This is a genomic window from Serratia sp. J2, from assembly GCF_046269175.1.
Lineage (GTDB): Bacteria > Pseudomonadota > Gammaproteobacteria > Enterobacterales > Enterobacteriaceae > Chania > Chania fonticola_C.
On record NZ_JBKABN010000011.1, the window covers coordinates 155,186 to 165,108 of the forward strand.

Here is a 9,923-nt window from a genome sequence, read left to right on the forward strand (position 1 = left end):
ATGAACCGGGATAAACATCGGCCATTCCCTCCAGCCCGTCGGCGCAAAGCGCTACACCAGGCTGCCGAGGTGCTGCAACAAACACATGCCCCGCTGGTTTCCTTCCTGACCGCACCCAACCACGACCCCGATGTGGAGCGGCAATTGGAGGGCATGGCCTGGATGACCGGGCAGTTAGAGGGGCAGTTGGCAGACCAGCTACCGAACCTCACCCACCATATGCTGGCCCTGTTGTGGCCCTATTTTCTGCGGCCCACCCCGAGCATGACCGTGCTGGAATGGCAGCAGGATTACCTGTCGGATCCCGCGCTGGCTTGCCCCCAGATTGCCAAGGGGGCCACGGTGGTCAGTATCCCGCTGCCGGTAACGACCGGTAAGGAAACGCTGCGGTGCCATTTCCGCACCTGCCGTGATACCCGGCTGTGGCCGTTACAGGTGCAGGCGGTAAGCCGCGAGCAGCGGCACGGCCATGACAGCCTGTGCCTGCAACTGGTCACCACGGCGGATCGGCCGCTAGACCTCACTAGCCTGAACGGCCTGCGGCTGTATCTGGGGGAAGACCTGCACACCGGGCAACAGCTGCATTTGTGGCTGAGTGAATACCTGAGCCACGCCACGCTGGAAGTGGGGGGAAAGACGTGGCCGCTGCCTGAGCTGGCGCTCACGCCGGTCGGTTTCAACGACGAAGAGGCCCTGCTGCCCTGGCCACAGAATGCCGATCCCGGCTATCGCCTGTTGCAGGAACACGCCTGTTTCCCCAACGCCTTTTTATTTATGGACGTGACGGGGTTCCCCAGCCTGCCTTCACTGCCTGCCTCTCACGGCTTTATACCTTTGTGCGTGAGGGAGAATGGGGGCGGTTGACCGCCCTCAGCGACAAATATCACAACCGTCTGCAACTGGAATACGATCGCCAGCAGCGCCTGATCCACCTACAGCATGCGCAGGGCCGGCTGTTGTTCCAGTACACGGATGATGACTCGGCGCACATCGCGCAGGTCCATTTGCAGGCACTGATCCGTGAAGAGGCCTATCGTGATGCGGTCTGGGTGACGCAGCAGGTGCTGGCACATTACACCTACAACGCGGCCGGGCAACTGGCCAGCGCCTTGAACGCCTGTGGGGAGCAAGAGCACTACCAGTACAACGAGGCCCATGTCATCACACAGCGCCAGTTAGCGGGCGGCGCCTGTTTTAACTGGGCCTGGGAAGGCGTGGGGCCAGCATCACGCTGTATCCGTCAGTATGGCAATTTCGCCCAGTTAGATACCCGTTACCTGTGGGACGATAACCAGCGGCAGGTGACGCTACGGCGCTGCGACGGCAGCCAGGAGATCTATCAATACGACGGCCAGGCCCGGCTGATTTTCCGGCGGGCAGCGAACGGGGCAGAAACCCGCCATACGCACAACGAAGAGGGGTTACGCGTCAGTACCACCGATGCGTTGGGCCAGCAGACCCGTTATTTTTATGACGACGCGGGTAACCTGGTGCTCGAACTGAGCCCGGATGGGAGCATGACACGCTACACCTATCTGGACGGTCAGCTCAAGCGGGTGGCCAAGGGCAGTGGTCGCCTGGAGCAAGTGTGGCTCAATAGCATTAATGAGCATGGGGATATCTACGCGGCGCGCTCACCTGGGGAGCAGGTGACCGAGTACGACTATTTCCCGAACGGGCAGATGCGTGCCGTTACCCATCCTGACGGGGTGACACAAACGTATCGTTGGGATACCAGAATGACCACCTTGGCACACCGCACAGCCTGACAGACAGCCAGGGCAATACCGTATGGCGAGGGCAGTACAGCGCCTATGGGCAACTGACGGAGGAATGGACACCGCCAGATGAACGGGATGAACATCCACAACCGAAGGTGAACAACCCACTGCGTTTTCAGGGGCAGTACGAAGATGCGGAAAGCGGGCTGTATTACAACCTGAACCGGTATTATGACCCAGAACTGGGCCGGTATTTGACGGCGGATCCGATAAGACTTAGAGCTGGGCTAAATAATTATCACTATGTTGATAGTAACCCGATATCGTACATTGACCCATTAGGGCTTGATGTTATTAACACCAAAACATCAACAAAGCCAGAACCTGTTGGTTCAGCAAATGGACAGTTTAGTTGGGATAAATATGATGATATCCCTGTGCTACCAGAAGCGGAGGTTGGTACTTATAACTATCGTGGTGTACATCGAGGACACCCTGATGCTGATAATAACATTAATGGGCGGATTGAGCCTGGTGATATAAATTCCGGCATTACTCCGGAACTTCATAACGAAGGAAATGTTTCTGGTATTAGCCCATATACTTCTTGGACGCGAGACGCTGCTATAGCTCGTTTCTATGCTCAGACTGATGGTATAATTTTGAGAGTTAAATCTGAAGCACCAAAGGGTAATGAAAAATGGTCATGGGAGTTTTCTGATGATAAGTATTTTGAACAAGAAGTTCTTATGCAAGGGATTCGTGATAGCGGCATCGAGGTATTTAAACCATGATAACTATTGATTATTTGATAAGCAGGCTCAGTTGTTTTGATAATAAAATATTGTCTAAAGAGACAATTGATTTACTTTCGACCTCGATAAAATTGATCGAGGTCGAATATGATAAAAGCATAGCTATCAATGAGTTTAAAATACATCGAAAATATCTTGACAAGGCTGGTGTTAAATACTTTGGAATTAATGAGCTAATAGATATGCTTATGAAAATTTCAGATGAGAAAATATTAATTATAAATTGCCACAATGAAAGTCATGTATTGAAAATTTTTATGGATCTAAATCATAATGTTATTGGTGTGGTTGGATTTGAAAAACGCAAAAGAACTCCAGAAGAGATTGAACGGGAAATGCATAATTTAAGAAGAAAGTAGATTTTGTGCTATACCTAAAATACCATCATCATCAATGGATGATTTGTTGGCGACTGGAAATATTGGTGATGATAAAATGAGTAAGGGGAGGTAGTTAACTATGTTACATGGACTAACCAAAGACGACCATGGTTTCATTAGGTTTGTTATTGGAAAAATTCAGCTTCTCAAAAAAAGCTTTGTACGGTATAGCACTAAAACGTGGTAAAGATCTGGGAGAGGAATGTCCCCCTAAAGCTGCATTGCAAGCATTATAAAAACACCCTGAGATTGAGCAGCATTTCAGGGGTACTTTCCCGTTCATTGATTTTTAAATTACCTCCCCCTGTTCTTATTAATTCTAACATGGGGGGCTTGGGGCTAAGTTTTACGGTGAATGACAGAGGGAAGGCAAGCAGGCCCGCACGGTGTGCCACTGGAGGAACCAACCTGCCCAGCATTTTCTGTGGGATAAGCGACCCGGGCTGTCACCGTGATCCATCAGGACGGTTCACGGGAGACCTACCAACATAACATCCGATTCCGCCGCCGGATGAAAAAGGTCGACCTGGACGGGGCGATCCACCGCAACGGTTTGCGGCAGGGCCTGATACTGTATCCGAACATGCCGATTTTGCTTCCTGCTAGTTTCGGCTGGAACCCGGAAATGTGTCAGGCGCTGTGCGCCACCTCAATACCAACAACAAATTGGCTTCCGATTATCGTAGACCGTTGATAAAGTGACCGACGGGTAGGCGAAGGGAAACCAGCATGGTCGAACGTATTGATTATCAGATTGAAAAATATAGCTTCGCGGAAGTTAATGAAACGCCGCGCATTGCGCAACAATGGGCTGAAGTCCTCAAAGAATACCGTCAGGTACATGCTGGAAGTATCGAGCGTCTGCGCATCGCATTGCTGAATGTGGATTATGTCACCAGCTTTGAACTGCCTTTTCGTTTGCTGTTGGTGCGTGCCCCACAACTGATTGCCGAGCTGCGTGATGAACTGCAACTCAGTCAGAAAAGCGCAGTGTTCAACGGCAAGCGTTTTGGCTGTGTTTACAGCGTGAAGGCTGATTTGAGTAAGGTACCGGATGAATTTCAATACCGTCTGTCAACCCGCATTCGCCGGGAAGTATCGTCAGGCGAAACCGCAGAGCCTTACCGGGAAATTGCCAGGGAAATAAAAATGCCGCGCGAGCGACTTAAAAAGGCGCTTGAGAACGGACTCGCGGTAACGGCGCTGGATGGTCTGTTTTGGTTCGGTATGCAGCGAATGGCAGCCGACGTGGCAGTACTCAGAAAAAAGGGGGTGCGTATTGCAACCTCAGAGGTTCAGGCATGGGACAGCCTCACCGCTATCCTCCGCCCCGTACCGCTATACCGATGTGTCTGATATGCTCATTGTCACTGTTGTTATCTTTTCGATCACAGGAGTCGCATTAGCGATTTACCAGCATGATATAAAAGGAATTATTTAATATGGATAATTGAGTGCCCCCCACAAGCACCCCCAAATGCTTTTGCTTAAAATTTACTGTGCAAAAAACAAGCGGCGCAAAAGACAATAAGTATCATAGCTCAATTTTAACTATAACCTCCATCTCACGAATCAAATAATGAGGCCGCTAAAAAGCGGCCTCAAGACGACGTCAAAACTTAGCTGTATTGGCCCCAATCCCTACCGATTACCCATGCTGGACGCCATGAAACAAAGGATAAAGGCTCAAAACGCTCACCCGTATCAATCATATATTCGATACGTTCTACTCTTAATGGCAGTGTATGATTAGCTTTATCGCTCTCAAAATCCCAAACCCAGTACCGTGGGATACCATCTTTGATTCGAGCTCCGGCAGCGTAGTCCATCGGTGCGCAAACTCTTTCGATGTAACCCCCATCCTCTTCTGAATAGAACCGGATTCTCAGTTTCTTTTTGGTGTGTATAGCGTCAATAAATACATCATGCTGATTGTGCATATTCATTTCCTTGATGTTTTTACAGAGGTACGACCACTTTAAAATACGCTATGTATCTTAGATTTACCATAGCCACCACTACCCACATATCCTGAGCGTAACTAAAGGCTTTTCCAGGCCTGGTGCTCGAAAAAATGTATCTGACCAGCTCTACGCAGCTACATGGCTAATGTATGCAAATGAATGATTGAGATGATACAACGACGACCTCGCTGCATTATTGCGAAGAAGCTCTATTTACGTTCTGGCCCTAACCACACGCAAAAAGGAGCTCAGGCAATAGGTGGATATTAAACTAGGCTGCCTTCGGCTGCCTAGTTACCAAAGTTAGATAACATTTTACAAACAACCACATCTGAATCGAGAATTTGTACAAGCCACTGAATTAAAGGGAAACCAGTTCGGCGATTTTTGTCGCGACAACTGTCATTGGATCCTCTCCAGTGTCCAAGCCGCTTCGTGAAGCGAGTAAAGGGCTGACATTGCGGAGAGCTTCATACGTCGTGTTATGCACGATTGGAACGAGCTGATTACCCGCCAAAAGTGCCGAAAGCTCTTTGTCAGCGACCCCCTCTTTGGGGAGCCGGTTAATCAGCGCAGGAGTCACCAGAACAAGTCCGATTCGCGAATTTGCTAACCCCTTGTCGATGGCACGCATCATAGGAACTCCAAGGCTAAGGTCCTTCTCGCTGAACCAGACCTTAACACCAGCTGCCACGAGTAAATCGTGTAGATCCTTGGCTACACCTTGCCGGTCATCCCACGCATGGCACAGGAAGACATCACGAAGATCAGGCTGCTCCGCTGCCCGTGTCTCAACAGTTTGGCGAATTGGCGTGAGTGATCGCACTTGGGCTGGCGTGTACGATACAGACGAGCCTGTACTCGACCAGCGCGGTCTTGTGCTGCTGCCGGATGCTCCGCTGCTTGTACTTGAGCTACCTCCGCCGCTCCCTGGAGAGGTATAGGAAAAGGGCGAATATGAGCTTGAGCGGTAGCCGCTATAGCGACTACTACACGCTGGGCAGGCCGCTTCCCCGCTTGCTGTTCGATGACCCTGTCTTGGTGCTGTGCATCTAGCCATATCGTAATCCTCTATTTGTAATTTTATATTTCATCAAATAAACCGCTTTGTAACTGCCTATCAATTAGCCAGTTTAGTTTCTTGAATTCGCAGAAAATCTACAGCAAGAAAATCTCCGCATCTTTCACTTAACACACAACCTTATTGGCTCTACATACAGATATAAAAGACATTCGATGAAAAACTCACTTGAAAAGGTCTGCTGCAGAACTGACCTGCCTCAGCCCATCACTATTTTCTAACTTAAAGTTGAAATAGCCCTTCTCATCATTACCCACATCAATACGCCAGTTTCGCCTAATAAAGTAAGCTAATGCAGCTTGGCACGTTAACGTTACTTTGCCATCGGTTAACCCAAACTCTCGTTCTAATGACTTACCTGCTTCCTTGCGGTCCTCATGCACGACCAGCTGTAAAGGCAATAGCGTATGCCATGCGCTGTCATGATAAAAATCTTCATCGAGGACAGGCTTTTCTTCTGGGCACCATCGAGCATCTTTTAAACGGGCCAATTTAAAATTCTTAAATCCGGCCTTTTCTGCATCTGAGCTTCTGTCATATGCCCGAAAGTACCAGTATTTCCGGTCAACAAAAAGTGCTGTTGGAAACAGTAAACGGTCATGTTGGTCCCCACTAGAAGCGGAATAATAGCCGCAACTAAGTCCCGACTTACTAGTTATCGCCCTTGTAACGGCAGCAACATCGTCCTCATTCAGGGTATCTGGTGACATTCGAGGGTCTATAACCGCTAAAGGTAGCATTGGCTTCATTTCCATCAGTTCATTCCTACAGAACCCATGATGAATAAAATTTAAAGCAGTATGCACGTCCAGCTTAACTAGAGGGGAGTACGAATCCGTCTTTATGACTGTCTTCTTCGTTGCATTATCCCTGTAAGCATTACCTTCTCTAAATTCTTTATATAACTTCAAATCACCGGAAGCCGCAGCTTGGCCGATTTTAAACTCTTCTATGATCTCGCCTCTCGAAACAGACCCTAAGTATCTAATTTTAAAATCTATATAGGCCAATCTCTCGGCTTGTTGAAGCGAGGTCTGCTCAACCAGTTCTTCAAAAGTCACTGAAGATTGCATATCTTAACCCCTTTAACTGAATATGATTAGTGTATTGTCTTGATCTTGTTTTTGCAAGTTGCTAGTATTGATTTTGTCATGATGACACTGGAGAAGATGACATGGCTAAAAATGCACCATATGGGGATAACCGTCGTATCGGTATGGTAAAAGAACGCTCACAGACCTTTAATCCCGTAACAGAACAATGGATTAAACGCGACCTAAACACAGGTCGTTTCATGGACGTCAAGCAGGATGGCACACCATTCAAGGGGGTGAAAAAAGAAAAGTAGTTGGGTGGTTCTTGCAAAACCACCCAAACAAATCGAGGAAAGAGTGGCACTTAAGGTGAGAGTTAAGTGCTGATTACAGCCTGCCACAGGATTTGTCGCTTCTACTGTACAATTTCACAGTAAAAAAGCAACTACCCCGTGGCTAAAAACGGAAAAAATCATGTTAGCAACCGCTGATGAACAGGAATACATCTTCCGTCCATACATTACCGTAAAGGGAAAGCGTATTACGCGCCCAAACGGTGGGATGTTTAAGATTCCAGTTAAAGACAAGAAATCAGAATAGCCATGTGGGGAAATTATATGTTTAAGCATCAAATGACTAGGTGTCCTCGTTGCCAAAAGCAAGCCGAAGGAAAGCGTGGTATTGAGTACTCCTTTGGTTTCAGAAACTTAAGAGGCAAACAGAAACCACAGTCTCACTGTAGAGCTTGTCGTATTGAACAATTACGAGATTCTCGTTAATAGTCAATAGACATCACTAAAAGTCCATGTAGAACATGGGCTTTTTTTTTCAAATTAGAATGATGCCTCCCTGTGTTACCAAAGCGCTCTATTTAACTAACCCGTATTCTGGCATCAGAATCTACTAACTGCAGTAAATATTTACGATAATACTTCTAGATACGATTTTTTTGATTTTAACTGGCTTCACGAAACACTAACTAGCGGCCCCAGAGATTATACCAGAGCCTTACAGCCATATACTGAATGAATATTTAATATGGATAACTTAGTTATTCCAATAAGTCCAAAAATGCTCTTACTTGCTGCTTTTCGTATGAAAACAAGCAAATTTTATCCTCTGTATTTTACTCCATTTCCGACACTGCAAACAGGCTTCATTATCGTGCCAAAATGACATAAAGGGGACATTCTTCCCGAGCTAACATCCCTGGATAATGCTTCGCCACGATATCGTTCATCTTCTCCACCAAGTCCAGACGCTTGAATACCACATGTGCTGTGCCTTTCTGAAAATAGCGGATACTAAAGTGCTCGTCCTCGTAACTCTGCTGACGAGGGTTACCTGGACGGATTTCCGGTACTCTCCGTGGAAGTGTGACGCAGAATCCGTTCTACAAAAATTTTAATGTACATAAGGGCTCGGATTACAAAGTTGCTTAATGCGCTCAATCACCTCATCTCTGCACTTCTGATGCCCGCGCATCGCTCTCGGATGGGCTATTCTGAAGCAGATCACACTTCCTGTTTTAAATTCCCATAGTTTCCCCGGAATTACGGATGAAGTCTCGTAACCGTCCAAATGTCCAGTAAGTAACTGTTTGATGATGTAGTCAGTTCTACGGGCTCCGGATGCAAATATGATAAAATCCGGTTCCAGATGCTTGATTTGTGCAGCCAGTAACTTCAGTGAGACAGTTATCACTTCCTGAACTTCATTCTCAGGGCGGGTGAGCGGTGTATGGCGATCGTAATCCCATGCCAGTAGATTGGCATACACGATAGCTTGAGGAGGCATTTCCAGCTCACGAGCCAACCGGAAATGATATTGTATAAAGCGACTACGTGATTTGAGGTTTAGTGTCCCATCTTTTTTAACCGGTAGATGCTGTCTGTAACGAGCTATAGCCTCTTCAACCACCTGCTCAGTGGTGATGCCGGGTATAAGGCCTAGAACCCGTGACATCGTATTCTTCCCATTCAGGGTATTCCAACCCGCTGTTTCACGTCCAACCAGCATGATTTTTACAGGGGAGTGCCAGTATTCATCAAAGGGGATGGGTAAAAATACGCCAGAGTATTTATCTTCTTCCAGGTTGAATGAGTGGGCGTTAAGCTCCAGTAGTATTTGTCTATACGTATTGATTAGCGTTTCCATGTTTTACTCCACCTCGAAATGAAAAAACTTAAGATGTATACGGTCAAGCCCAAGCTTATAGCGTATTTTATCGATAACAAAAATTCTTCTAATTTATTGTTTTAATTAATTATCTTATTAAAATGGGAATTTAACACCGAAGATCAGTTATCAAAACTGAGTAGAGCTGAATGTCCAGGAAGCTTGACCCTGCATCGCTGAATCTGCACGGTGGGTAAGGTCGAAGCACTGGCAGAAGGGACACCAGATAACGTGGTTAAACGACTCGCCGGGATAAAGATGTTGAAAGATTTGACGAAAAGCTTCATTCAGGATGCCTACATTCACATTCCCGGTGTTATGAAAAAGTTGGCCAAGAATGGTATCGACTGGTTCATCATGCTGCCTAGTAAGCTCACGGAGAACCTTGTTGACCATTCTGGTGTGTTCACTTTTGTGTCCTGAGCCCATTGACTGCCGCCTTATCGATTATCCTGCACTGAATATACTGCATTTTTTCTAGCTTCAATGACAGATATCTTGGTAATAGCTAGGCACTACAGCACTTCTTTCAACTGACATACAGAAACATTTACCAACCTTTTGAATTGTCAGGTTTACTTGCGATGAGTTCTGGCTTAAACAAGGCGCTAAGGCCGCCCTGCTTAAACGCTGCAACAATACGAATCTTGTCGTCAACCGTCAGTGCATCGACGATACAACCCAACCACTTGGCAATTTCTTCATCTGATAAACGGTTCGTATCTTGACTCTGCTTATCGGGATGGGCCT

The 9,923-nt window shown here is 47.1% G+C and carries 12 protein-coding genes and 2 pseudogenes; 8 read left to right on the plus strand and 6 right to left on the minus strand.

Going from position 1 to position 9,923, the window contains the following annotated elements:
• The 5 genes from ACKWMY_RS13735 (at position 1) to ACKWMY_RS13755 (ending at position 4,272) form a co-directional block, all read left to right on the plus strand.
• The gene (locus tag ACKWMY_RS13735) at positions 1–864 is read left to right on the plus strand and encodes a type VI secretion system baseplate subunit TssF (protein ID WP_409486443.1); all 864 of its coding nucleotides are present in this window, start codon (positions 1–3) and stop codon (positions 862–864) included.
• The gene (locus ACKWMY_RS13740) at positions 861–1,769 is read left to right on the plus strand and encodes a hypothetical protein (protein ID WP_409486444.1); all 909 of its coding nucleotides are present in this window, start codon (positions 861–863) and stop codon (positions 1,767–1,769) included. The genes ACKWMY_RS13735 and ACKWMY_RS13740 overlap by 4 nt, the downstream gene beginning before the upstream one ends.
• Positions 1,727–2,515, plus strand: coding sequence for an RHS repeat-associated core domain-containing protein (locus tag ACKWMY_RS13745; RefSeq protein ID WP_409486445.1), 789 nt, complete (start codon positions 1,727–1,729; stop codon positions 2,513–2,515). The genes ACKWMY_RS13740 and ACKWMY_RS13745 overlap by 43 nt, the downstream gene beginning before the upstream one ends.
• A complete protein-coding gene (locus ACKWMY_RS13750) occupies positions 2,512–2,895 on the plus strand; it encodes a hypothetical protein (protein WP_202673302.1) in 384 nt (127 codons plus the stop codon). The genes ACKWMY_RS13745 and ACKWMY_RS13750 overlap by 4 nt, the downstream gene beginning before the upstream one ends.
• A gap of 750 nt (positions 2,896–3,645) precedes the next feature.
• Positions 3,646–4,272 (plus strand): DNA-binding protein, encoded by a 627-nt coding sequence (locus tag ACKWMY_RS13755; protein ID WP_409486446.1) that lies wholly within the window; start codon positions 3,646–3,648, stop codon positions 4,270–4,272.
• Between the two features lie 263 nt (positions 4,273–4,535).
• Here ACKWMY_RS13755 and ACKWMY_RS13760 read toward each other — a convergent pair whose 3' ends face one another.
• From ACKWMY_RS13760 to ACKWMY_RS13770, 3 genes are all read right to left on the minus strand, one after another.
• Positions 4,536–4,856 (minus strand): hypothetical protein, encoded by a 321-nt coding sequence (locus tag ACKWMY_RS13760; protein WP_409486447.1) that lies wholly within the window; start codon positions 4,854–4,856, stop codon positions 4,536–4,538.
• Between the two features lie 385 nt (positions 4,857–5,241).
• Positions 5,242–5,940, minus strand: a complete 699-nt coding sequence (locus ACKWMY_RS13765) for a toll/interleukin-1 receptor domain-containing protein (RefSeq protein WP_409486448.1) — start codon at positions 5,938–5,940, stop codon at positions 5,242–5,244.
• Positions 5,941–6,125: 185 nt separating this feature from the next.
• On the minus strand, positions 6,126–7,034 hold the full coding sequence (locus ACKWMY_RS13770) for a WYL domain-containing protein (protein ID WP_262186603.1): 909 nt from the start codon (positions 7,032–7,034) through the stop codon (positions 6,126–6,128).
• Positions 7,035–7,135: 101 nt separating this feature from the next.
• On the opposite strand from ACKWMY_RS13770, the gene ACKWMY_RS13775 reads away from it, so the two are divergent.
• Positions 7,136–7,309 carry a hypothetical protein gene (locus ACKWMY_RS13775; protein WP_409486449.1) on the plus strand — a complete coding sequence of 58 codons (174 nt, stop codon included), beginning with the start codon at positions 7,136–7,138 and terminating at the stop codon, positions 7,307–7,309.
• A gap of 160 nt (positions 7,310–7,469) precedes the next feature.
• Positions 7,470–7,595: a hypothetical protein gene (locus ACKWMY_RS13780; RefSeq protein WP_409486450.1), complete on the plus strand. Its 126-nt coding sequence runs from the start codon at positions 7,470–7,472 to the stop codon at positions 7,593–7,595.
• 559 nt (positions 7,596–8,154) lie between these two features.
• On the opposite strand, the pseudogene ACKWMY_RS13785 reads toward ACKWMY_RS13780, so the two are convergent.
• Positions 8,155–8,337: pseudogene (locus ACKWMY_RS13785) on the minus strand (DUF4942 domain-containing protein); the annotation flags it as partial.
• Between the two features lie 62 nt (positions 8,338–8,399).
• A complete protein-coding gene (locus ACKWMY_RS13790; RefSeq protein ID WP_409486451.1) occupies positions 8,400–9,152 on the minus strand; it encodes a hypothetical protein in 753 nt (250 codons plus the stop codon).
• Between the two features lie 210 nt (positions 9,153–9,362).
• Here ACKWMY_RS13790 and ACKWMY_RS13795 point away from each other — a divergent pair, with 210 nt between their 5' ends.
• Positions 9,363–9,596 (plus strand): hypothetical protein, encoded by a 234-nt coding sequence (locus ACKWMY_RS13795; protein ID WP_409486452.1) that lies wholly within the window; start codon positions 9,363–9,365, stop codon positions 9,594–9,596.
• Positions 9,597–9,723: 127 nt separating this feature from the next.
• On the opposite strand, the pseudogene ACKWMY_RS13800 reads toward ACKWMY_RS13795, so the two are convergent.
• A pseudogene (locus ACKWMY_RS13800) lies at positions 9,724–9,923 on the minus strand (hypothetical protein); the annotation flags it as partial.

Coding starts and splice junctions, on each gene's coding strand:
- ACKWMY_RS13735 (WP_409486443.1), top strand. CDS start 1: ATGAACCGGGATAAACATCGGCCATTCCCTCCAGCCCGTCGGCGCAAA.
- ACKWMY_RS13750 (WP_202673302.1), top strand. CDS start 2,512: ATGATAACTATTGATTATTTGATAAGCAGGCTCAGTTGTTTTGATAAT.
- ACKWMY_RS13755 (WP_409486446.1), top strand. CDS start 3,646: ATGGTCGAACGTATTGATTATCAGATTGAAAAATATAGCTTCGCGGAA.
- ACKWMY_RS13760 (WP_409486447.1), bottom strand. CDS start 4,856: ATGCACAATCAGCATGATGTATTTATTGACGCTATACACACCAAAAAG.
- ACKWMY_RS13765 (WP_409486448.1), bottom strand. CDS start 5,940: ATGGCTAGATGCACAGCACCAAGACAGGGTCATCGAACAGCAAGCGGG.
- ACKWMY_RS13770 (WP_262186603.1), bottom strand. CDS start 7,034: ATGCAATCTTCAGTGACTTTTGAAGAACTGGTTGAGCAGACCTCGCTT.
- ACKWMY_RS13775 (WP_409486449.1), top strand. CDS start 7,136: ATGGCTAAAAATGCACCATATGGGGATAACCGTCGTATCGGTATGGTA.
- ACKWMY_RS13780 (WP_409486450.1), top strand. CDS start 7,470: ATGTTAGCAACCGCTGATGAACAGGAATACATCTTCCGTCCATACATT.
- ACKWMY_RS13790 (WP_409486451.1), bottom strand. CDS start 9,152: ATGGAAACGCTAATCAATACGTATAGACAAATACTACTGGAGCTTAAC.